The following is a 23,282-nucleotide window of genomic DNA, read 5'->3' on the forward strand; positions in this document are numbered from 1 at the left end:
TGTATCACCTTTTAGACAGCTCGATCGCGCACACCGCCGTGCCGTCGCCGTTGTCCTTGAGCATACGGATCGGCGGCAGGTGCTGGGCCTTGGCGATGTCCAGCTTGCCGGCCGGGCAGTCGAAGGTCAGCGGGCCGGCGGTCTTGATCGGGGCGAAGTGCCAGGACGTCGGTTCCAGGTCGGCCTGGGTGACCGTGCCCTTGGCCTTCAGCCAGGCGGCGAGGATCTCGCGGTTGCCGTCCGGCGCGGCCAGCACCACGTTGCTGCCGTCCAGGCCAGGGAAATTGCCGCCGCCGCTGGCGCGGTAGTTGTTGGTGGCCACGATGAAGGGCTGGTCCGGGCGCACCGGCTTGCCCTGGTAGCGCAGGTCGGTGATGCGCTGCCCGGCTGGCCGGGTCAGGTCGATCGTGTAGGACAGATCCCCCTGGATCTGGTCGGCATTGAAGGCCACGTAGCGGGCGTTGATCAGCGGCTGCGGATCCGGCTTGGATGGATCGATGCGGTTGTAACGCTCGGCCGACTGCTCCAGCCAGACCTTGAGCCCGGCGCCGTCCACCTTCACCGCGCTCAGCGTATTGGGGAAGAAGTACAGGTCCGCCGCGCTGCGCAGGGTCAGCGTGCCGGCCGGCACGTCGGTGTAATCGTCCGGTCCGCCGAAGCCGGTGCGGAACGGCGCGGCCGCCGACAGCACCGGCACGCCCGCCAGCTCCGGATGCAGCGCCGGCAGCGCGCGCTGCACGTAGTCGCGCTGGGCGGCGTTGACCACGGCCAGCGCCGAGCTGTTGCCCTCGTCGACGAAGTAGCTGGTGAAGTGCACATCGCTCTTGCCGATGGGCGTGTTGACGTAAGCCTGTGCGGCGGCGTGTGCCTGGGCCACCAGCGGGGCGATGGCCGGGTCGGCCGGCACGCAGTCACCCTTGCCCTTGCAGATCGGCCGCACCTCGCTGTGGGTGGTGGCCGGGTCGATGGTCCAGCGGCCGTCCCTGCGCACCAGGCGCAGGTCGATCACGCCCAGGTCCTTGCCGAAGAAGCCGCCCATCACCGCCGGCTTGCCGCGCACGAATCCGCGTGTGGCATCGGTGTCGGGCAGGTCCTTGTAGCGCGGCCCCGGGAATTCGGTATGCGAGTGGCCCAGCAGCAGTACGTCGATGCCGTCCACCCCGGCCAGGTGCCAGCCGCCGTTCTCCATGTCCGGCGTATACGGCGCGGCGTTGAGCCCACCGTGCAGGATGCCGACCACGATGTCCGGATGCTGCGCCTGAAGCTCGGGCAGATAGCGCCTGGCCGCCTCGACCGGGCCGGTGACGGTGACCTTGCCCTCAAGGTTCTGCTTGTCCCAGGCCAGGATCGGCGGCGGGGTGAAGCCGATGATGCCCACCTTCAACGGCACCACCTGCGGCTTGCCGTCGGCCCCGGTGACGACGATGTTCTTGGTCACCACGGCCCAGGGCTTGAAGATCGGCTGGTTGTCGCGGGTGCTGAACACGTTGGACAGCACCAGCGGATAGTCCGGCCCCTTGCAGCGCTGGGTGGTGCCGCCCTCGACGTTCATCGGCGTGCCGGTCACCTGCGACAGAAAATGCAGGCCGTAATTGAACTCATGGTTGCCCGCGGTGCCGCCGTCGTAGCCCATCGCGTCGAAGGCCTTGTAGACGCCCAGTTCCTCGTCGCAGCCGACTGGTTGCACCTTGGCCTGGAAGTCGGCCAGCACCGTGCCCTGGATGGTGTCGCCATCGTCGAACAGGAAGCTGTTGGCGAACTCGGCGCGCGCCTGGCGGATCAGCGTGGCCACGCGTTCGTAGCCGACCGAATCGTCTTCCCGCGCCTTGTAGTAGTCGTAGCTCAGCACGTTGGAATGCACATCGGTGGTCTCCAGGATCGCCACCTGCGCGGTGGCGCCGTCGGCCAGCGGTGCCCGGGCGGCGGGCGTGGTGGCACAGCTGGCCAGGGCCAGGGAGACAGCAAGGAAGGCGGAGACGCGGCGCAGCGACAGGGGCATGGCGGAAACAGGCTGGAAACAAGGGGCGGGACGGTATCAGATTCGCTTGACCCGACGATGTCGCCGCCTCTGGCTTCGCACGTCGGGGCGGCCGGGTTGGACGCTGGGCTGTGCACGGGCGATCCCGGTCGCCCCGCGTCATGGCCGCGCCGTTTTCGCCATCGCCCTCCCCGCCTCCACAGGGAGCATGTCGCCATGCCCGAAGCCAGCCACCTGCTCGCCTCGCCCTGATCGCCCTGGCCATGGTCCTGACCCAGTCGCTGGGGCTGGGCCCGACCCGGATCGCCCTCCGCGCGGCGTTCGACGCGGTGCTCGCGATGTTGGCCGGCAGCATCGCCGTGTTCATGGCCCAGCGCCCCCCTGGCAGCGCTGACTCATGGGCGCCGTCCTGGCCGGGCTGGCGGTGTGCACGGCAACCGCATCGCGGCGCCAGGCAGCCGGCCTGCAGCGTTCCCAAGCCAGATGCCATACGCCTGCGCACGTGGTCGTATGGCGGCGCGGGGATTAAGATGCCGCGCGCAACGTTCTTCCAAGAGGCATCGTCTTGATCATCCATCCCAAGGTCCGCGGATTCATCTGCACCACCACCCATCCGCTCGGGTGCGAACTGAATGTCCGCGACCAGATCGCCGCCACCCGCGCCCTGGGCGTGCGCACCGATGGCCCCAAGAAGGTGCTGGTCATCGGCGCCTCCAGCGGCTACGGCCTGGCCGCGCGCATCTCCGCCGCCTTCGGCTTCGGCGCCGACACGCTCGGGGTGTTCTTCGAAAAGCCCGGCAGCGAGAAGAAGGCCGGCACCGCCGGCTGGTACAACGCCGCGGCCTTCGACAAGTTCGCCAAGGCCGAAGGGCTGTACAGCCGCTCGATCAATGGCGATGCGTTCTCCGACGAAGCGCGGGCCAAGGTCATCGAGCTGATCAAGACCGAGATGGGCGGCCAGGTCGACCTGGTGGTGTATTCGCTGGCCTCGCCGGTGCGCAAGCTGCCGTCCACCGGTGAGCTCAAGCGCTCGGCGCTCAAGCCGATCGGCGCGCCCTACACCTCCAGCGCCATCGACACCAACAAGGACCAGGTGATCCAGGCCACGCTGGAGCCGGCCACCGAGCAGGAAATCGAAGACACCGTCACCGTGATGGGCGGCCAGGACTGGCAGCTGTGGATCGACGCGCTCAGCCAGGCCGGCGTGCTGGCCCCGGCCGCCAGGACCGTGGCCTTCAGCTACATCGGCACCGAGATCACCTGGCCGATCTACTGGCACGGCGCACTGGGCAAGGCCAAGGCCGATCTGGACGCCACCGCACGTCGTCTGGATGCCCAGTTGGCCGCCACCGGCGGCGGCGCCAATGTGGCGGTGCTCAAGTCGGTGGTGACCCAGGCCAGCGCCGCCATCCCGGTGCTGCCGCTGTACATCGCCATCGCCTTCAAGGTGATGAAGGAGCTCGGCCTGCACGAAGGCACCATCGAGCAACTGGACCGCCTGTTCCGCGAACGCATGTACCGCGCCGATGGCGCCCCGGCCGAAGTCGACGAGGAGCACCGCCTGCGCCTGGACGACTGGGAGCTCAAGCCCGAAGTGCAGGACCCTGCCAAAGCGATCTGGCCGCAGGTCACCACCGAGAACCTGTTCGCGCTGACCGACTACGCCAGCTACAAGCACGAGTTCCTCAAGCTGTTCGGCTTCGAGCGTGACGACGTGGACTACGACGCCGAGGTGAACCCGGACGTGCGCTTCGACGTGATCGAACTCTGAAGTCCCGCGCCCGCGTCAGCCTGAAAGAGCCCGCCGCCGTGCGGGCTTCTTTCTGCCCGATGTGAGCGCCCGTTTGGCTGGCAGTGGGGTTGGGTGCACTAGTCTGCTGCGACGCCGTGCCATGTGACGACATGCGGCGAAACGTTTCGGCGCGCTACTTTGCGCCGGCAGATGCCCGCTCCGCGCGGGCATCTGATTTTGAACAGGTGCGGATGCGGGCAGCGCCGACGCGCTGCATTCGGCCCACCCAGCTCCAACCACCACGCACGCACCTGCGCATGTCCTGCCCGGCTTGGCACCACGCCAACGGGCGGTGCCCCAGGGAAGAGTGGCTCAGGACCGCATGCAGGCGCGCTTGGCTGATTCGACGTCAGATGCTGCGACGCGGAAGGCATCGGTTACAACGTGGCGGCACCATGGGCGCCCGTTCGCCCCCGGATCTGCTGCATGTCCCGTCCCCGCCGATTCGTCCGCGCAGCGCACGCGGTCTTTGCCCTGCTGGCCTGTACGGCGGCTTGTGCCGCGCAGGCGCAGGAGATGCGGCGCAGTTACGCCAATCCGGTCGATGTGGACTATCGCTATAACTTCGAGCACCTCAATGATGCGGTGAGCTACCGCACCGGCGCCGACCCGGTGATCGTGCGCCACGACGGGGCCTATTACCTGTTCCTGACCATCGCCGAGGGCTATTGGCGGTCGACCAACCTGCTGGACTGGACGTTCATCACGCCCAGCCGCTGGTCCTTCGAGCCGGTGGTTGCGCCAGCGGCGGTCTCCGATGGCCAGCGCCTGGTGCTGATGCAGTCGGCCTACGCGCCGCGTCCGGTGCTGGAAAGCACGGATCCGGCCAGCGGGCGGCTGGACTTTTTGACCCGCGAGCTGCCGCCGCTGCCAGATGCGGTCAAGGCCAACCTGGACGATCAGGTGCCCAAGGGCATGATCCCGTCCGGTCCGTGGGATCCGGACCTGTTCATCGATGACGACGGCCAGTGGTACCTGTACTGGGGCTCGTCGGATGTCTATCCCCTCTACGGCATTGCGCTGGACCGCGCACCGGGGCGCTGGTCCTACCGCGGCAAGCCCAAGCCGCTGCTGACCCTGCAGCCGGACCGACATGGCTGGGAACGTTTCGGCCCCGATCATCACGGCGCGCGCTTTCCCGACGGCAAGCCGATCGGCAACTACCTGGAGGGCGCCTGGATGACCCGGCACGGTGGGCGCTACTACCTGCAGTACGGCGCACCGGGGACCGAGTACAACGTCTACGGCAATGGCACCTATGTGGGCGACGGGCCGCTGGGGCCGTTCACCTACGCCGAGTACAACCCGATCGCCTACAAGCCTGGCGGCTTCGTGGTGGGCGCGGGGCATGGCTCCACCTTCGAGGATGCGCACGGCAACTGGTGGAACACAGGCACGTCATGGATCGGGGTCAATGGCACTTTCGAGCGCCGCATCGGGATGTATCCGGCGCGCTTCTACGACGACGGCCAGATGGCGGTGTCCACCCGCTTCGGCGACTTTCCGCACTGGATGCCCACCAACAGGGTCGATGATCCCGAAGCGCTGTTCACCGGCTGGATGCTGCTGTCCTGGCACAAGCCCGTGCTCGCCTCCTCCACGCTCGGGGAGTTCGAAGCGCGTCGTGCCACGGACGAGGATGCGCGGACCTTCTGGGTGGCGGGCAGGACCGAGACCGGGCAGACCCTGCGCGTGGACCTGGGCGCGGAGATGACGGTGCGCGCAGTGCAGGTGAACTTCGCCGACTACCGGGCCGGGCGCTATGTCGATGCGCCGGACATCTACACCAGCTTCGAGCTGCAGCAGTCGCACGACGGGACACACTGGGCGCCGCTGGCGCGCATCGACGACGACCCGGCCACACGCCGCGACCGGCCGAACGCCTACCTGCAGCTCGACACGCCGGTGCGTACCCGCTACGTCCGCTACGTGCATGGCCACATCGGCGGCGCGCACCTGGCCATCAGCGGGCTGCGCGTGTTTGGCAATGCCGACGGCCCGCCGCCGGCCGCCCCCACCGGCATCACCGCCACGCGCCATGACGACCTCCGCGACGCGACGATCGCCTGGACACCCGTGCCCGGTGCGACCGGTTACAACGTGCGCTGGGGCGTGCGCCCGGACCGGCTCACCCTGTCCTACCAGGTCTTCGCCGACCACGGCACCACGCTGGAGCTGCGCGCGCTCAACGTGCAGCCCGGGTACTCGGTGTCGGTGGAAGCATTCAACGAGGCCGGGGTGTCACCGCTGGGGCGCGTGGTGTCCATGCCCTGACCGCCAACGCAGGTGCGCTCAGACCAGCGACTTCATCGAGACATCGACCTTGACGATCGGCGACTTGATGACGATGTAGGAAAAATACTTGCTGATGCCGATGTTGCGGTCCAGGAGGGTCTCGATCAGCTCTTGGTAGTGGGCCACGTCGCGCACCACGAACTTGAGCAGATAGTCGAAGCCACCGCTGACCAGGTGGCATTCGTTGAGCTCGTCGATGCTGCGCAGGCCGTGTTCGAACTTGTCGAAATCCTCGCGCCGGTGATTGACCAGCGTCACCGAGGTGTAGACCACCTGCACCCGGAACAGCTTGGCCAGATCCAGGCGCGCGCCATAGCCGGCGATGTAGCCAGCACGCTCCAGTCGCTTGACCCGCGCCAGGCACGGGCTGGCCGACAGGCCGACGCGCTCGGCCAGGTCCGCGTTGGTGACCCGCCCGTTGCGTTGCAGTTCGGCCAGGATGTTGATGTCGATGCGGTCGAGCTTGGGTGGCTTGTCCATGGCGGCTGTCTTGGTCTTCTGCGCCTTACCGCAGGGCCCGCTGGTGCGCCTTCACCAGGTCGGCCATGGAGTGGAAGCAGAAATCGGTCTTGGGCTTGGTGCCCGGGTCCATGGTCGCCCCGTAACCCTGCTGGGCGTGGCGACGGTAGATCCAACAGCTGGCAAGCCCGTGGGCGTTGGCCGGCTGGTGGTCGTGGTACAGGCTCTCGGCGGTATGCAGGATGTCCTGCTTGCCCAAGCCGAGCTCGGCCAGGCTTTCGAGCATGTAGGCGAAATTGCGCGGAGACGGCTTGTACGAGCCGATGTCCTCGGCGGTGTAGATCGCATCGAATTGGACCTGCAGCTTCTCGTTGGAATGGCTGAAGGAGCGGTTGTCGACGTTGGAGAGGATCACCAGCTTGTAGTACTTCTTCAGATACTGCAGAGCCTCGGCCGAATCCGGGAACGCCGGCCAGTGGCGCACCGAGCGCCCGTAGTGTTCGCACGCATCCACCGACACCGCAACACCCCATTCGTCGGCCAGGCGCTTGTACACCACCGCCAGCAAATCGCAGTAGCGCTTGGCCGGGGTGTCGCGCTGCAGGGTGGATTCGTGGCGAGCGTGGGCCTGCAGGATCTGGTCGCGGCCGAGCTGCAGACCGGCCCTGGCGGCCTTGGCGGTCAACTCGGCCAGGCCTTCGATCATGCCCGATTCCCAGTCGATCAACGTGCCGTAGCAGTCGAAGGTGAGGGCCTTGAAATCGGTCAACTGCATGGTGGAAATCCTTGAGGTTAAGCGTCTTGTCCAAGGCCCTGGCAGGGCACTGGACGATCAGGCCGATGTCGGTGCCATCGGCGGCGAGCGCGACGCAAGCAAGGCAGGCGCGGCGACGCGGCACGCTCGACCCGGCCCGACGGCCGCTAGTCGGGATCGCCCAGCGGATGGTAGGCGCGGTCGAACCAGACCAATCCTCCCGCCTGCGCGGCCGTGCTGACGGCCACCACCTCGCAGAAGAACACGCTGTGGGTGCCCACCTCGCTGATGTCGGTGATGCGGCAGTCCAGCGCGGCGCTGGCATCGGCCAGCACCGGGGCGCCGGTCTCCAGCACCTCCCAGGTGTCGTGCTCGAAGCGGGTCCCGGCATCGGCCGGCGTGGCGAAGCGGCCGGCCACGACGCGATGGTGGCGGGACAGCACGTTGACGCACAGCACGCCGTTGTCGCGAAACACCTGATGCGAGCCGGAACGGCGGTTCATGCAGACCAGGACGGTCGGCGGCGCATCGGTCACGCTGCACACGGCCGAGGCCGTGAGGCCGTGGCGCCCGGCCGGGCCTGCGGTGGTGACGACATTGATGGCCGCGCCCAGGCGTGACATGGCGTGGCGGAAACGTTCGGAATTCATGACCCGCCTATTGTCCACGCTTGTGGCGGGCGGTTTCACACCCGTGCACGACACGCTGCGGATCGCCTGGGCAGGCGGGGCGACCTATTCCACCGCTGAAGACCCCGGCGGGGCGGCTTCCAGCGTCGTGCCCGGCGGAAGATCCCCATGCTGGTGGGCCAGGATCCGGCCCCAGATCCGGCCGAACGCCTGGCGCCGGCTGTCTTCGTCAAGGCCCGATCCGTTGGTGTCGCGCAGAAAGCGCCGAAGCGCCTCTTCCACCGACTCGCGCGGGTGATCCAGCGCGATACGGTAGGCCAGGCTGACCACCGGCCAGCGCGCGTCGAACTCTTCCGTGGACATGCCCTGCCCGGCGCAGTACGTGCGCCAGTACTCTTCTTCGCGGTTCAGACACCACACCAACTGATGACCCGCGTCGCGCGGATCCTTCGCAGTCCCCATCGTGACCCCTCGTTTGTTCCGATTTCCCCGTCGATCGAACATCCCAGAGCCTGGGTTGGAGTGCCGTGAAACAACACGTCCTGGTGCGGCAGGCCGGGCGCATGCGTGTGCTGCACCGCATGCCCCATGATCGCATGCGTCGCGCATGGCCGGCGGCGCCTCGCCAGCGGCTAGGCTAGCGGGATCGTTTCCGCCAAGCTGTCCCGCATCGATGTACAAGCTCCCCACGACCGCCACGGCGCCGTTCTGTCCTTCCGCGGTCAGCGACAGCGTCGCGGTGCCGGCCGGAGCCTCGCTGCCGCGCCGGCTGCTGGCTTTCCTCGGCCCCGGGCTGCTGATCTCGGTGGGCTATATGGACCCGGGCAACTGGGCCACGGCGATCGAAGCCGGCTCGCGCTTTGGATATGCGCTGCTGTTCGTGGTCGTCTTGGCCAGCCTGTCGGGCATGGTCCTGCAGAACCTGGCCTCGCGCCTGGGCATCGTCACCGGGCAGGACCTGGCGCAGCTGTCCAGCGCGCGCTACGCGCCGCGCGTGGCGCGCGGGCAATGGCTGCTGGCCGAGCTATCCATCGTGGCCACCGACCTGGCCGAGGTGCTGGGCGCGGCGCTGGCCTTTCACCTGCTGCTGGGGGTCTCGATCACCACCGGCGTGGTGCTGACCGCCTTCGACACGGTGATCGTGCTGGCCTTGCAGGGAGCGAAGTTCCGCCGGCTGGAGGCCATCGTGCTGGGCCTGATCGTCACGATCGGCGTTTGCTTCGCCGTGGAACTGCTGCTGATCAAGCCCCTGTGGCCGGACGTGGCCGCAGGCCTGCGCCCGAGCTGGGAGATGCTGAGCCACCAGGAGCCGCTGTATCTGGCCATGGCATCCTGGGCGCCACGGTGATGCCGCACAACCTGTACCTGCACTCCTCGGTGGTGCAGACCCGCGCGGGTGGACGCGATGACGCCGCCAAGGCCAGCGCGGTGCGCTTTGCCCGTGTGGACACCATTGGCTCGCTGTCGCTGGCACTGCTGGTCAACGCGGCAATCCTGATCCTGGCCGCGGCGGCGTTCCATCGCAGCGGGCAGACGGTGGTGGAGATCCAGGACGCCTACCACCTGCTCGATCCGCTGGTCGGTGGCACCGTGGCCAGCCTGCTATTCGGCGTGGCGCTGCTGGCCTCCGGGCAGAGCTCGACCTTCACCGGCACCATCGCCGGGCAGGTGGTGATGGATGGCTTCCTGCACATCAAGATCCCGTGCTGGCAGCGGCGCCTGATCACCCGCGCCCTGGCCCTGGCCCCAGCGCTGGCCGGCGTTGTGTGGCTGGGCGAGGGCGCGGTGGGCAAGCTGCTGGTGCTCAGCCAGGTGGTGCTGAGCCTGCAGCTGCCCCTCGCGCTGTGGCCGCTGATCCGCTTCACTTCCGACCGCACGCTGATGGGGCGCTTTGCCAACAGCGTGCCGGTGGCGGCGTTGGCGTGGCTGTTGTTCGGCGTGATCTCGCTGGCGAACCTGGCGCTGCTGTATTTCTGGATCGCCTAGGGCGTGTCGTCCCGCCCCTAGGGCGCCCAGGGGTCAGGCTCACCCACCGCGGTGCCCTGCGCGGTCAGGTCCAGCATCGGGTGAGTGGCGCTGTCGTAGCGCGTCCAGGTCGGCAGCCCCGCGCCGTTGGGATCGCCGGTCTTGACGAAGTTCACCAGGTAGCCGCTGGCCAGGCGCGCGGCCGTGCGGTCCTGCGCGGTGGTGTCGGCGCCGTACTTGATGTCGGCGGTGTCGAAGAAGAACGGGATGTCGCTGGCGTGGTTGGCGCCGGCGTTGTCCGGCGTGCGCGCCGAACCGGCCACGTAGGAGAACCGGTAGTACCAGGTCGGGATGCCCTGGTCGGCCAGCAGGCCGGCGACCTTGCGCGCGCCGGTGACCATGTAGCCCTCGCGCCCGCCGATGTCGTTGCTGGTGGCGCCGACCATCACCGGGACCTTGTTGAACCGTCCCGCGGCGTACGCCGTCCCCATGTCCACGGCGACCTTGCCATCGACGATGGGGCTGCTGAAGGTCTTGGTGAGCGCATCGCTGGGGGCGAAGGCGGTGGCCAGGTTCAAGCCGTCGGTGACCGCCTGCGGCGAGAGCGCGCGCAGCTTGGCCAGCGCCTGCGGATCATCGGCGGCGATGCCCTTGGACTGGGCGAAGCGCACGCCGGTCGCTTCGGCCCCGGCCAGGTCGCCCTTGCTGATGCCGTCGCCACCGGACTGGATCACCGCCTGGTCGAACAGCCCGGCCGCCATCGGCGAGGTCAGCAGCATGTGCACCGACATCCCGCCTGCACTCTCGCCGACGATGGTGACCCGGTCCGGATCGCCACCAAAGGCCGCGATGTTGCGCTGGACCCAGCGCAAGGCCGCGAGCTGGTCCATGTAGCCGTAGTTGGCCAGCAGCCCGTGGTCGGCATCGGCGGCGGTCAGCTGCGGATGGGCGAAAGTGCCGAAGCGGCCCACGCGGTAATTGAAGCTGGCCACCACGATGCCCTGCCGGGCCAACGCCGCGCCGGCATAGGTCGGCGGCGAGGCCCCGCCGTTGACGAAGCCGCCGCCGTAGATCCACACCAGCACCGGCAGCTTGCCCTTGGCATCGGCCGGCTTCCAGACATTGGCGTACAGACAGTCCTCGGCCGGGGTGGTGCCCAGTGGCGCGGCGTCGCTGGGGAAGGGCTTTTGCATGCAGTCCGGACCATAGGCGCTGGCATCGCGCACGCCGGACCAGGCCGCGGCCGGCTGCGGCGCGCGCCAGCGCAGCGCGCCCACCGGCGGGGCGGCGAACGGGATGCCCTTGAACGCGGTCACACCATCGGCGCGCGCGCCCTGCAGGCGCCCGGTGTCGATGCGTACCTGGTCTGGCGGCGTGGCATCGGATCCCGTCGCGCAGGCGGAAAGCAGTGCCAGCGAGGCGCACAGCGCGAGCGTGGGCAGCAGCGAGCGGGACAGCAACATCGGCATTCCTCATCACGCCCGCCAGCCGCGGGCGCCGCCGAAGATCGCGCAATGGCGCCGGCTTGTCATCCCGCAGTGCGGCCTGCCCGGTTCAGCAGCCGCCGTATTGAACGTCGCAGGCCCCTGCCGTTCAGATCACCGATGCGCTGCCGAGGGACCCGGCGACGGCCGGCCATCGATGCGCGTGCGTGGATCGCGCACCGATCCCCGGCGCCATCCGATCGCGCTGCCAGGAGGCGAATATTCGCGCGCGGGGCCAGCCGCGGGGTTTTCCCGGCCACGCTCCGCTGCGGAGCGAGACCGGGAAACCCAACGCGAATCAGCCCTGGATGAAGGCCAGCAGGTCGTCGTTGAGGACCTGCGCTTGGGTGGTGAGCATGCCGTGCGGGAAGCCCGGATAGACCTTGAGCGTGCCGTTCTGCAGCAGTTTGACCGACAGGCGCGAGGCATCGTCGATCGGCACGATCTGGTCGTCGTCGCCATGCATCACCAGGGTCGGCACGGTGATCTGCTTGAGGTCCTCGGTCTGGTCGGTTTCCGAGAACGCCTTGATGCCCTCGTAGTGCGCCTTGGCACCGCCGGCCATGCCCTGCCGCCACCAGTTCTCGATCACGCCCTGGGAGACCTGTGCGCCCTCGCGATTGAAGCCGTAAAACGGACCGGCGGCCACGTCCAGGAAGAACTGCGCGCGGTTGCCGGCCAGGGCCTGGCGGAAGCCGTCGAACACCTCGATCGGCGTGCCGCCCGGGTTGTCCGGGGTCTTGACCATCAGCGGCGGCACCGCGCTGACCAGCACGGCCTTGGCTACGCGCCCGGCCGGCTGGCCGTGACGCGCCACGTAGCGGGCCACCTCGCCACCGCCGGTGGAGTGCCCGATGTGCACCGCCTCGCGCAGGTCCAGATGCTCGACCACCGCGGCCGCGTCGGCGGCGTAATGGTCCATGTCGTGGCCTTCGCTGACCTGGCTGGAGCGGCCGTGGCCGCGTCGGTCGTGGGCGACGACCCGGAAGCCCTTGCCGAGGAAGTACAGCATCTGCGCATCCCAGTCGTCGCTCGAGAGCGGCCAACCGTGGTGGAACATGATGGGCTGGGCCGTCTTGGGGCCCCAGTCCTTGAAGAAGATCTCGACGCCGTCTTGGGTGGTGACTGTGCTCATGATCGTGTGCTCCGGGTTGAAGGGCGGGAACGACTGAGGCTAGGCCGGCCAGATGACGCCAGCCATCGCGGGGGGGGAAGTGCGTGGTGCGTACCGAGGCATGGGGCGAGGCAATGCGAGCAGGCCTGTCGAGGCTTTCGCCCGGGCCCATGCTGGCGAACGCAGGGTACACCTGGAGCGGGCCGTTCCCGCTCGGCCTCAGGCGCGCGTCGGTCAGTGCGCGGCGCGCGCGCCCTGCACGCGCCGCACCAGCACGAAGAACAACGGCACCAGCAGCACCGCCAGCACGGTGCCGGTGGCCATGCCGCCGATCACGCTGATGCCGATCTCGCGGCGGCTGGCCGCACCGGCGCCGGTGGACAGGGCCAGCGGGATCACGCCGGCCACGAAGGCCAGCGAGGTCATCACGATCGGCCGCAGGCGCAGGCGCGCACCGGCCAGGGCCGCCTCCAGCGCCGGGCGCCCGGCCCGCCGCCGGGCTTCGGCGAACTCGACGATCAGGATCGCGTTCTTGGCCGACAGGCCGATGGTGGTCAGCAGGCCGACCTGGAAATAGATGTCGTTGTCGAAGCCGGCCAGCGTGGTGGCCAGCACCGTACCCAGCACGCCCAGCGGGATCACCATCAGCACCGCGACGGGGATCGACCAGCTCTCGTAAAGCGCGGCCAGGCACAGGAAGATGAAGGCGATCGAGGCGCCGTACAGCAGCAGGGTCTGGTTGCTGGACATGCGCTCCTGGTAGGACAGCCCGCTCCACTGCAGGTCGAACCCGGGTTGCGCATCGACCAGGCCCTGCATGATGTCCATCGCCTTGCCAGAACTGACCCCGTCGGCCGCGCTGCCCTGCAGCTCCAGCGCGGCCAGGCCGTTGTAGCGCTGCTGCAGCTGGGCGCCGCGCGTCCAGCCCGTGCTGGCGAAGGTGTCGAAGGACACCATCTGTCCGCCGCTGCCGCGCACATACCACTGGCCGATGTCCTCCGGCCGCGCGCGATACGGCGCGTCGCCCTGGATGTACACGCGTTTGACCCGGCCGCGATCGATGAAGTCGTTGACGTAGGTGCCGCCCCAGGCGGCCGACAGGGTCGCGTTGATGTCCGACTGGGCCAGGCCCAGTGCACTGGCCTGGGCCTGGTCGATGTCCACGTGCAGCTGAGGCTTGTCGCCCAGGCCGTTGAGGCGCACAGCGGTCAGGCGGCTGTCCTCGCCGGCCTGGTCCAGCACGGCCTGCTGGGCGCGCAGCAGCGCCTCGCGGCCGGCCCCGTTGCTGTCACGCAGCCACAGCTCGAAGCCGCTGGACTGACCCAGCCCGCGCACCGCGCCGGGCGCCAACACGCTGACCTTGTCCTCGGTGGACTTGCGGAAGTGCGCGTTGGCCCGCGCGATGATCGCCGCCGCGGTGCCCTCGCTGCCGCGTTCGCCCCATGGCTTGAGCGAGAGGAAGCCCTGACCCGCGTTCTGGCCCACGCCTGCGTTGTTGCGACCCACCACCAAAAACACCGACTCGACGTAGGCCTTCTCCTGGGTGAGGAAGTAGTCGCTCACCCGCTTGGCCAGCTGCTCGGTGGCCGGCAGCGGCGTGCCTTCCGGCGCGTTGAACTGCACGCGGATCTGACCCTGGTCCTCCACCGGGAGAAAGCCGGTGGGCATGCGCGCGTAGAGCAGGCCCACGGCCAGCGCGATGCCCACATACAGCGCCATCCAGCGCCAGGGCCGCGCCAGCAGTCGGCCCAGGCGGCGCTGGTACCCGTCCTGGGCGCGCTCGACGTTGCGGTTGAACCAGCGGAAGAACCGCCCCGGCTTGCGCTCGGCTTCCACCGGCTTGAGCAACGTGGCGCACAGGGCCGGGGTCAGGGTCAACGCGACCAGCGCCGATAGGCCCATGGCCGAGACCATGGTGATGGAGAACTGCCGGTAGATGATGCCGGTGGACCCGCCGAACAGCGCCATCGGCAGGAACACCGCGCCCAGCACTACGGTGATGCCGATCAGCGCGCCGGTGATCTCGCCCATCGACTGCTCGGTGGCCTCGCGCGGCGGCAGGTGCTGCTCGTGCATGATGCGCTCGACGTTCTCCACCACCACGATGGCATCGTCCACCAGCAGGCCGATGGCCAGGACCATGGCGAACAGGGTCAGGGTGTTGATGGTGAAGCCGGTCACCGCCAGCACGCCGAAGGTGCCCAGCAGCACCACCGGCACGGTGATCGCCGGGATCAGCGTGGCCCGCGCGTTCTGCAGGAACAGGTACATCACCAGCACCACCAGCACGATCGCTTCCAGCAGGGTGTGGACCACCCCTTCGATCGAGAGCTTCACGAACGGGGTGCTGTCGCGCGGATAGGCCACTTCCAGCCCCGGCGGGAAGGTCTCCTTCAGGCGCTCCACCTCCGCGCGCACCGCATCGGCGGTCTCCAGTGCATTGGCCCCGGAGGCCAGCGAGACCGAGAAGCCGGAGGCCGGATAGTTGTTGAGGAAGCTGGCGTCCTGGTAGGACTCCGCGCCGATCTCCACCCGGGCCACGTCCCCCAGGCGCACGCTGGCGCCGCTGGGCTGGGTGGCCAGGATGATGTCGCGGAACTGCGCGGGGGTCTGCAGGCGCGACTGTGCGGTGACCGTGGCATTGAGCGTCTGCTCCGGCCCGGACGGCTGCTGGCCGAGTTCGCCGGCGGTGACCTGGGTGTTCTGCGCGCGGATCGCCGCGCTCACATCGCCGGGCATGAGCTGGTAGGCGGTCAGCTTGTGCGGGTCCAGCCAGATGCGCATCGCGTAGGACGCGCCGAACACGTTGACCTCGCCCACCCCGTTGATGCGACTGACCGGGTCCTGCACGTAGCTGACCATGTAGTCGGCGATGTCCACCCGGGTGAGCTGGTGGGTGGTGTCGTACAGGGCCACCACCATCAGGCTGTCGCCCTGCGACTTGGACACCCGCACGCCGCGCGACTGCACTTCCTCGGGCAACCGGTTGAGTGCCTGGTTGACCGCGTTCTGCACCTGGACCTGGGCGATGTCCGGGTCGGCGGACTGGTCGAAGGTGACGCTCACGCGGGCCTGGCCCGCGGACGAACTGGTCGATGAGAAATACAGCAGGTGGTCGATGCCGGTCAGCTGCTGCTCGATCACCTGGGTGACGCTGTTCTCCACCGTCTGCGCCGAGGCGCCGTTGTAGGTGGCGCTGATGTTGACCTGCGGCGGGGCGATGTCCGGGTACTGCTCCACCGCCAGGGTGGCGATGGCGATGGCACCGGCGGCCATGATGCAGATCGCCAGCACCCAGGCGAACACCGGCCGGTGGATGAAGAAGCGCGGCAGCACGGCTCAGCCCTGTTCGGCAGCGGCGGCGGCCGGCGCGGCCGCGCTGACCACGACCTTCTCGCCGTCGCGCAGGCCCTCACCGCCACCGGTCACGATGCGCTCGCCCGCCTTGAGACCCTTGTCGACCAGCCAGCGGTTGCCGACCGAGCGCAGGGTGGTGAACTGGCGCAGGTGGGCAACGTCATCCCGGCCGACCACCCAGACCTGGGCATCGCCGCGCGGGGTGCGGTCCACCGCCGCCTGCGGCACCAGCAGCGCCTGCTGGCGCACGCCCTGGCCGACGCGCGCGCGCACGTACATGCCCGGCAACAGCTCGCCCTCCGGGTTGGGAAAGCGCGCGCGCAGGGTGATGCTGCCGGTGGCCTGGTCCACGTCGATATCGGCGAATTCCAGGGTGCCGGGCAGCGGATAGCCGGTGCCATCGGACAGGGTGAGGTGCACCTGCGCACTGGAAGCTTCCACGCCACCGGCGGCGATCGCGCGCCGCAAGGCCAGGTATTCGTTGCTGGACTGGGTGATGTCCACGTTCATCGGATCCAGCTGCTGGATGCGCGCCAGCGGATCGGCCTGGGCGGAGGTCACCAGGGCGCCGGGCGTGAACAGGGCGCGGCCGATGCGCCCGCCGATCGGCGCGGTCACCGTGGCAAAGCGCAGGTTGGTACGTGCGGTCTCCAGCGCCGCGCGGTTGGCATCGGCGGCGGCGGCGGCCTGCTTGTAGGTGGCGACCGCATCGTCGACCTCCTGCTGGGAGATCAGCTGGGTCTTGCCCAGTCGCTGGTAGCGCTGGGCCTGCAGCCGCGCGGTGGCCAGCGCGGCCTCGGCCGTGGCCAGGTTCGCGCGCGCCTCGTTGCTGGCCGCCTGGTAGAGCGTGGGATCGATCTGGAACAGCGGCTGGCCCGCCTTGACTGTCTGGCCTTCGGTGAACAGCCGCTTGCGCAGCACGCCGCCGACCTGCGGGCGCACTTCGGATTCCTCCGATGCCACGGTGCGGCCGGCCAGTTCGGTCTCCAGGGCCACCGACTGCGGGGCCAGGGTCATTACCCGGACCTGGCGTGTCGTGCGTGCCGGCGCGTCGGCCTTGCCCTGGCAACCCCCCAGCGCCAATGCCGCGATCACCAGCAAGCCGGCCCATGCGCTGACACGTCCTGACATGGAAGAGGATCGGAAACAGGCAACTCGACGCATCGTGGGCAGGGGCTTGGCGGTGGGGGGCAAAGTCGCGGAATCCTACGCGATCCGGGCAAACACCCGGATCGTCGCGACACAGTCTCGCTCCTGCATTGCCGCGCGATGGCGTCCATGACCGGTTCGTCATGCCCAGGCCAGAGCGCGGACAGACGCGACGCGGTCCACCACGCTAAGCCATCTCGCTGCGACACGGGGTGCCGGTTGCGGCGCACAAGTCCAGCAGGTTCGCCGATTGTCCCGCAGGCCGGGTCAACGCGACCGACGCGACGCCGGCGTGGCCGCCTCGGCCCGCAGACTGGCGACCAGTTCCTCCAGCGCCGGATCGTCCATGCCCTGCCTCGGCCGCAGTAGGCCGATCTCGCGATGGAAGGCCGCCTCGCCCAAGCGCATGGCGCGCACCGTGGGCGGCAGTGCAGTCCCGTCGTCCGCGCACGGCACCAGGGCCACGCCCAGGCCCGCGGCGACCAGGGCGGTCATGGCCGGCAGGTCATCGACCTCGATCGATTCGCGCGGCTGCAGGCGCTGGGTCCGCAGGAAGCGATCCACCTGGCGCCCGCCGAACGAACTGCGCTCGTAGCGGATGAAGGGATGCGCCTCCAGCACGCTGCGCCAGGCACGCGCCCGAAGCGTGGCCGGCACCAGCAGCATGTAAGGCTCGCGCCGCAGCGGGGTCCACGCCAGCCCCGCCGGGATGCCAAAAGGCGGGCGGATCATCACCGCCAGCTCCAGCTCGCCGGCATCCAGTTGATCCATCAGGTGCAGGGAGATCCCCGGGACGACCTGAAGCGGACGCCGCGGATGGGCCTGACGCCAGCGCGCCAGTGCGCCGGGCAGCAGGTCGGCCTGCACCGAGGCGATCGCGCCGATTCGCAGCCGTGCCTGAGCGGTGTCGGGCGTGGCCGGGTCGGCCAGCGCGTCGAAGCGCGCCACCAGCTCCTGCGCCCGCGCCAGGGTGCGCAGGCCGTCGGCATTGAGCGTGGCCGAGCGTCCAGTGCGGTCGAACAGACGCAGGCCCAGCTGCGCCTCCAGCCGCTTGATCTGCCCGCTCACCGCCGCCTGGGTCAGGCCGATGCGCGCGCCGGCGGCGGCAAAGGTGCCGTGGCGGGCCACGGCCAACAGGGTGCGGAGCTCCGCGATCACGCGTGCATCACCAAAAGTTGGGCTGAGGGCTCGAATATATCGTTTTCCATCGCGACTGCTGATGGGTAAAACGGGAGTCCGCACCCAAGGCCTGGAGCCGCACGATGGACACCGCCGCCACCCTGCCCCCGTTCCACCTGGCCTTTCCGGTCCACAGCCTGGAGGCTGCGCGCGGCTTCTACGGCGGATTGCTCGGCTGCACGGAAGGACGCAGCTCGCCGGAATGGGTGGACTTCAACTTCCACGGCCACCAGATCGTGGCCCACCTGGCCCCGCAGGAGACCGGCGCGGCGGCGACCAATGCGGTCGACGGCCACGGCGTGCCGGTGCGGCACTTCGGCGTGGTCCTGCCGATGGAGGCGTGGAAGGCGATGGCCCAGCGCCTCACCGCCGCCGGTACCGAATTCGTCATCGCCCCCTACATTCGCTTCAAGGGCGAACCGGGGGAACAGGCGACCATGTTCTTCCTGGACCCCAGCGGCAACGCGATCGAGCTGAAGGCCTTTGCCGACCTCTCGCGCCTGTTCGCCAAGTAAGCCCCGTCTCCAATGCGGTCGCTGTCATGCACACGTCATGGCCGCGACCCGAAAATGCCGCCCCGTGGACGGTGACTGGATGCCCGTCCTGCTGGCGGCGTCCCCCGGCGCGCCCGACCCCACTTTTCGGACGCCCTTCATGGACCCTCTGCCTGCCGCGTCGGCCGACGCGGTCCTCGACACGCCCGCTGCCACCGCGCCGACGCCCGCATCCGGATCCGGCTTCCGCATGGCCTACCAGCCCATCGTGCGCCTGCGCGACCGCAGCGTCGCCGGGCACGAAGCCCTGATGCGCCCGGACGATGGGCGCTCGCCACTGGCCCTGCTGGAGGCCGCGCGCCAACGCCGCACGCTGGGCGAACTGGAGACCCGCGCGGTCGAGGCCGCCGTGCGCGCGTTCGACTTCGCCACCGGCGGCCGCCTGCTGCTCAACCTCAGTGCCAATGCGCTGCTGCGCGGTGCCGTGCGCTCGGGCGAGGTGCTGCGCGCGCTGCAGGGCTCGGGCCAGGACCTGAGCCGCTTCGTGGTGGAAATCACCGAGCGCGACATCGTCGAGGACGCCAAGGGCCTGGCCCACGTGCTGGGCTACCTGCGCGCGGCTGGCGCGCGCGTGGCCCTGGATGACTTCGGCAACGGGCATTCCAACTTCGAGCTGTGGCACGAGCTGTTGCCGGAGTTCGTCAAGATCGACCGGTACCTGGTGGATGGCCTGTCCGAAAGCCCCGGCAAGCTGGCCGTGGTGCGCGCCCTGGTCCAGGTGGCCGACAGCTACGGCACCGAGCTGATCGCCGAAGGCGTGGAGCGCATCGAGGATCTGCGCCTGCTGCAGGACCTGGGCATTCCCTACGTGCAGGGTTACCTGCTGGGACGGCCGGCGTTCCACACCACCACCACGGTGCCCGCGGAGCTGGAGGCACTGGGTCATGGCAAGACCCCGGTGTGGCCGCGCAGCGGGCGCCCCAGCGGCATCCGCCGGGTCACCGCCGAGCACATGCTGGTCGAAGCGCCGAGCATCCCGGTGGACAGCACCAACAACGATGCCGAAGCGATCTTCCGCGCCAATCCCGAGCTCAACGCGATCCCGGTCCTGGACGCGCAGCAGCGTCCGGTGGGCCTGATCAACCGCCGCGTATTCAACGAGCGCATGGCCATCCCCTTCGCCCGCGAACTGATCGGCAAGAAGCCCTGCACCGTGCACATGCATGCCTCGCCGGTGCTGTGCGACGTGGGCCAGAGCATCGACGAGATGTCGCAGATCCTGCTCGGCGAGGACCAGCGCTACCTGCATGACGGGTTCATCGTCACCGAGCACGGTCGCTACCGCGGGGTGGGCGCGGGCGAGGCGCTGGTGCGCCGGGTCACCGAACTGCGCATCGAGGCGGCGCGCTACGCCAACCCGTTGACCCTGCTGCCAGGCAACATTCCCATCACCGAGCACATCAACCGCCTGCTGGAGAGCGGGCGGGCGTTCGTGGCCTGCTACTGCGACCTGGACAACTTCAAGCCCTACAACGACCAATACGGGTACTTTCGCGGCGATCGCATGATCCAGCTGGTCGCTTCGGTGATCACCTCGCATGTGGACCCGCAGTGGGATTTCGTCGGCCATGTCGGAGGCGACGACTTCGTCATCCTGATGCAGAGCGAGGACTGGCTGGCACGCTGCCAGGCCATCGTGGCCGACTTCAATCAGGGGGCGCTGTCGCTGTTCGACGCACGCGAGGTCGCGCGCGGCATGCTGGAAGGCGAGGACCGCAGCGGGCGCCAGGCCAGCTTCCCGCTGACCACCCTGACCATCGGCATCGTCCCGTCCGACGCGGCCCGGTTCGAAGGAGCCGAGGCGATCGCCTCCTGCGCGGCCGGCGCCAAGCGCGAGGCCAAGCGCTTGAAACGGGGCGTGCATGTCATGCCAGGCGTGCCGGCGCCGGCCTGAGCCGGGAAAAAAAGAAGGCCGGGGTGACCGGCCATAGAAGGGGTAGCCTCCGGCCCGTGCGATGCGACGTGCTCAATGTCGCGCCCTGGGATCCGTGCCGAGCAGCATCCAATGCTGATGCGAGGGTTGCCGCCGGAGGCAGAGCCAGCATGCGCCCGGCCGGCCGGGCCGTCTGTCGGGCATCGGCGCGGGCGGCTGTAGGAAAACTCCGACCCCCGAACTCAGCGGCCGATGGCCTGCTCGAGTTCCTTCAGGCCGATGGCGCCACTGTCCACATCGCCGGCCAGGGTGAAGTCCAGGTCCGATTCGCGATCTTCCGGATGCAGGGTATAGCCATGGCGCTCGAGGATCGCGCGCTTCTGGGCGACGGTGAGCAGGTACAGGACCGAAGGAAAGTTCGACATCGACAAAGGCCGGGCCGGTGTGGGTTGAGGGGCCAGCGCGCATTCTACCGGTGGCCGGGGGTGAATCCAGGTCACCGGCGCTCGCTCGGTCCGGGCACGGCACGCGCCGGCCCGGCTTGGCCCTTCACCTGGTCGGCCGCGCGCCGATGCAGGCCGGCCGGCCGTCATCCGGCCGGTGTTCGACCACGTCCGGTGGCTCGGCCGCAGCCCGTCGCGGCGTGTGCTTGTCGACCGTGGCAAGCCCGCCTCCAGCTCTCAAACACCCGTCGCCCACGCCACCAACGCACGCGGCTCGGACGCGCCGGGACACCCACAGGCGGCAGGCACCACGCTGGTGCTGGCCAACCGTACGGCACCGCCGATCGACCACCCTCGGGCCGCCCTGGCCTGGGCCGACGCGTTCAGTCGACCTGGATGGCGTCCACCCGATCGGGATAGAACGCCAGGTGGCCGGCGATGGCGTGCACCGCCGCATGCGGGCGCTCATAACTCCAGGCGATCCCCGGGCCGGCCGTTCCCACCGGCGCGTAGTACGCCGCATGGCCCTTGTACGGGCAGTAGGTCGACTCGGGGGTCCGCGCCAGGGCGCGCATGTCCACATCCGCGCGCGGCAGGTAGTAGACCGGCGGGTAACCGGCCTCCTGCAGGAGCAGGGCGCGGGGCGAATCGGCCAGGGTCGTGCCGTTCAGGGTGACCACCACACGGCCAGCATGGGCCGCGAGCGTGATCGGGTGGTCGGGGCCAGGGGTCTTGATGGCTGCGTTGGGCATGATGCGCCGTCTTCGGGCGGGGGCAGGGCCGCAGCAAACCACCGTGCTCCTTTGCGCCAGGTGAGGGCGCGATGACCGCAGGCGTCACATCGCGCGCACGCTGCCCGGACGCCCGCTGGTCGCTAACATCCTCCGTATCGTGACTGCCCGGGTCCACCATGACTCGCTCCCTCCTGCCTCGCCTGTCCCTGTCGGTCCTGCTGCTGCTCAGCGTCGCCGCCCACGCTGGCGCACCGGTCGCGGCGGTCCGGGTGACGTTCGATCGCGAGGGCATCCAGTCACGCCAGGCGCATGGCGTGGCCGACCGCGTCACCGGGCGTGCGGTCACCGCCGACGACCCGGTGCGCGTGGCCTCGATCTCCAAGCTGGTGGTGGCCATCGGTGTGATGCGCCTGGTCGAGGCCGGCACCCTGGACCTGGACGCGGATGTGTCCGACCAGCTTGGCTGGCCGCTGCGCAACCCGGCCTTCCCCGACACCCCGATCACCCTGCGCCTGCTGCTTTCGCACCGCTCCAGCCTGACCGATGCGGCCGGCTACTACGCCACCCCGCTGGACGGCCAGCTCAAGGAGATCCTGGACGATCCGCGCGCCTGGGATGGCGCGCACGCGCCGGGCACGTTCTTCCGCTACACCAACCTCAACTTCCCGCTGGTCGCCGCGGTGATGGAGCGCGCCACCGGCGAGCGCTTCGACAGCCTGATGCAACGCCTGGTGCTCGCGCCGTTGAAGCTGGACGCCTGCTACAACTGGGACACCTGCAGCGCCGCAAGCGCTGCGCGCGCGGTCGTCCTGTACGACGCCGACGGCACGCCGGTGAAGGACGACAACCACGGTGCGCGCCCGGCCTGCTCGGTGGTGCCGGCCCGGGACGGCCGTTGCGACCTGTCGGTATGGACACCCGGTACCAACGGCGCGACGTTCTCCCCGCAGGGCGGCCTGCGCATTTCGGCCGACGGCCTGGCCCGCATCGGGCGCCTGTTGCTGGGCGATGGCCAGGTCGATGGCGTGCGCCTGCTCAGCGCCGCCTCGGTGCGGACACTGACCACGCCGGTGTGGACCTGGCACGCCGGCAATGGCGTGGCCTACGAGGAGGACGGCAGCACGCCGGGGCGGGCCATGATCTGCCGCTACGGGCTGGCGGTGCAGACCCTGGCCACGCCGGGCAGCGACTGTGGCGATGACCTGTTCGGCGACGGCGTGGCGCGCGTGGGCCACGCGGGCGAAGCCTACGGACTGCTGTCCGGGCTATGGATCGACCGCGCGGCCGGCTCGGGCGTGGCCTATTTCGCCACCGGGGTGGGCGGCAGCCCGCCCGGGCGGCACTCGGCCTTCAGCGCCATCGAGGAGACCTTGGCGCGTGGGGCGACCGCGCCTGCCGCGTCCGAATGAACCTGCGCCGCGCACCCGGATCGCGATGGGGCATCGTTTCATCTTCGCGCGCAATTTCGATTGCAGTAACGGATTGTCTCGCCAAGCGTGCTGGCTGACCTTGCGTCGGGTCTT

The 23,282-nt window shown here is 69.2% G+C and carries 17 protein-coding genes and 1 pseudogene; 6 read left to right on the forward strand and 12 right to left on the reverse strand.

All coding sequences use genetic code 11. The annotated features are described in order from the left end of the window. Positions 1-4: 4 nt before the first annotated feature. Entirely contained in the window at positions 5-1,999 is a 1,995-nt protein-coding gene (locus ACORQU_RS06405) for a bifunctional 2',3'-cyclic-nucleotide 2'-phosphodiesterase/3'-nucleotidase (RefSeq protein WP_491643976.1), read from the reverse strand. A gap of 544 nt (positions 2,000-2,543) precedes the next feature. Here ACORQU_RS06405 and fabV point away from each other — a divergent pair. Continuing rightward, positions 2,544-3,749 (forward strand): enoyl-ACP reductase FabV, encoded by a 1,206-nt coding sequence (gene fabV, locus ACORQU_RS06410; protein WP_491643977.1) that lies wholly within the window; start codon positions 2,544-2,546, stop codon positions 3,747-3,749. 447 nt (positions 3,750-4,196) lie between these two features. Then, positions 4,197-6,044 carry a family 43 glycosylhydrolase gene (locus ACORQU_RS06415; protein WP_491643978.1) on the forward strand — a complete coding sequence of 616 codons (1,848 nt, stop codon included), beginning with the start codon at positions 4,197-4,199 and terminating at the stop codon, positions 6,042-6,044. Between the two features lie 18 nt (positions 6,045-6,062). Here ACORQU_RS06415 and ACORQU_RS06420 read toward each other — a convergent pair whose 3' ends face one another. From ACORQU_RS06420 to ACORQU_RS06435, 4 genes are all read right to left on the reverse strand, one after another. After that, positions 6,063-6,545 (reverse strand): Lrp/AsnC family transcriptional regulator, encoded by a 483-nt coding sequence (locus ACORQU_RS06420; protein WP_271648185.1) that lies wholly within the window; start codon positions 6,543-6,545, stop codon positions 6,063-6,065. A 25-nt stretch (positions 6,546-6,570) separates the two neighbouring features. Next, the gene (locus ACORQU_RS06425; RefSeq protein WP_491643979.1) at positions 6,571-7,299 is read right to left on the reverse strand and encodes a haloacid dehalogenase type II; all 729 of its coding nucleotides are present in this window, start codon (positions 7,297-7,299) and stop codon (positions 6,571-6,573) included. A 146-nt stretch (positions 7,300-7,445) separates the two neighbouring features. Continuing rightward, a complete protein-coding gene (locus ACORQU_RS06430) occupies positions 7,446-7,928 on the reverse strand; it encodes a flavin reductase (RefSeq protein WP_491643980.1) in 483 nt (160 codons plus the stop codon). An 84-nt stretch (positions 7,929-8,012) separates the two neighbouring features. Beyond that, positions 8,013-8,369: a hypothetical protein gene (locus ACORQU_RS06435; RefSeq protein WP_491643981.1), complete on the reverse strand. Its 357-nt coding sequence runs from the start codon at positions 8,367-8,369 to the stop codon at positions 8,013-8,015. A 211-nt stretch (positions 8,370-8,580) separates the two neighbouring features. Between ACORQU_RS06435 and ACORQU_RS06440 the strand changes: the two are divergent. Further along, a pseudogene (locus ACORQU_RS06440) lies at positions 8,581-9,893 on the forward strand (Nramp family divalent metal transporter). Between the two features lie 17 nt (positions 9,894-9,910). Here ACORQU_RS06440 and ACORQU_RS06445 read toward each other — a convergent pair. The 5 genes from ACORQU_RS06445 to ACORQU_RS06465 form a co-directional block, all read right to left on the reverse strand. Then, positions 9,911-11,335, reverse strand: a complete 1,425-nt coding sequence (locus ACORQU_RS06445; RefSeq protein WP_491643982.1) for a carboxylesterase/lipase family protein — start codon at positions 11,333-11,335, stop codon at positions 9,911-9,913. Between the two features lie 319 nt (positions 11,336-11,654). Then, a complete protein-coding gene (locus ACORQU_RS06450) occupies positions 11,655-12,491 on the reverse strand; it encodes an alpha/beta fold hydrolase (RefSeq protein WP_491643983.1) in 837 nt (278 codons plus the stop codon). Between the two features lie 213 nt (positions 12,492-12,704). Then, positions 12,705-15,806: an efflux RND transporter permease subunit gene (locus tag ACORQU_RS06455; protein WP_491643984.1), complete on the reverse strand. Its 3,102-nt coding sequence runs from the start codon at positions 15,804-15,806 to the stop codon at positions 12,705-12,707. Positions 15,807-15,809: 3 nt separating this feature from the next. Continuing rightward, on the reverse strand, positions 15,810-16,958 hold the full coding sequence (locus ACORQU_RS06460; protein WP_491643985.1) for an efflux RND transporter periplasmic adaptor subunit: 1,149 nt from the start codon (positions 16,956-16,958) through the stop codon (positions 15,810-15,812). Positions 16,959-17,243: 285 nt separating this feature from the next. After that, positions 17,244-18,134 carry a LysR family transcriptional regulator gene (locus ACORQU_RS06465; RefSeq protein ID WP_491643986.1) on the reverse strand — a complete coding sequence of 297 codons (891 nt, stop codon included), beginning with the start codon at positions 18,132-18,134 and terminating at the stop codon, positions 17,244-17,246. Positions 18,135-18,238: 104 nt separating this feature from the next. Here ACORQU_RS06465 and ACORQU_RS06470 point away from each other — a divergent pair, with 104 nt between their 5' ends. Together ACORQU_RS06470 and ACORQU_RS06475 are read left to right on the forward strand one after the other, a co-directional pair. Continuing rightward, positions 18,239-18,670: a VOC family protein gene (locus ACORQU_RS06470; RefSeq protein WP_491643987.1), complete on the forward strand. Its 432-nt coding sequence runs from the start codon at positions 18,239-18,241 to the stop codon at positions 18,668-18,670. A 139-nt stretch (positions 18,671-18,809) separates the two neighbouring features. Next, positions 18,810-20,603 (forward strand): GGDEF domain-containing protein, encoded by a 1,794-nt coding sequence (locus tag ACORQU_RS06475; protein WP_491643988.1) that lies wholly within the window; start codon positions 18,810-18,812, stop codon positions 20,601-20,603. Between the two features lie 221 nt (positions 20,604-20,824). On the opposite strand, the gene ACORQU_RS06480 is transcribed toward ACORQU_RS06475, so the two are convergent. Together ACORQU_RS06480 and ACORQU_RS06485 are read right to left on the reverse strand one after the other, a co-directional pair. After that, positions 20,825-21,007 carry a hypothetical protein gene (locus tag ACORQU_RS06480; protein ID WP_271648173.1) on the reverse strand — a complete coding sequence of 61 codons (183 nt, stop codon included), beginning with the start codon at positions 21,005-21,007 and terminating at the stop codon, positions 20,825-20,827. 401 nt (positions 21,008-21,408) lie between these two features. Continuing rightward, positions 21,409-21,777, reverse strand: a complete 369-nt coding sequence (locus tag ACORQU_RS06485; protein WP_271648172.1) for a DUF427 domain-containing protein — start codon at positions 21,775-21,777, stop codon at positions 21,409-21,411. Positions 21,778-21,935: 158 nt separating this feature from the next. Here ACORQU_RS06485 and ACORQU_RS06490 point away from each other — a divergent pair, with 158 nt between their 5' ends. Continuing rightward, the gene (locus ACORQU_RS06490) at positions 21,936-23,168 is read left to right on the forward strand and encodes a serine hydrolase domain-containing protein (RefSeq protein WP_491643989.1); all 1,233 of its coding nucleotides are present in this window, start codon (positions 21,936-21,938) and stop codon (positions 23,166-23,168) included. The last annotated feature ends 114 nt before the right edge of the window (positions 23,169-23,282 follow it).

It is taken from the genome of Pseudoxanthomonas sp. JC1303 (assembly GCF_058448525.1).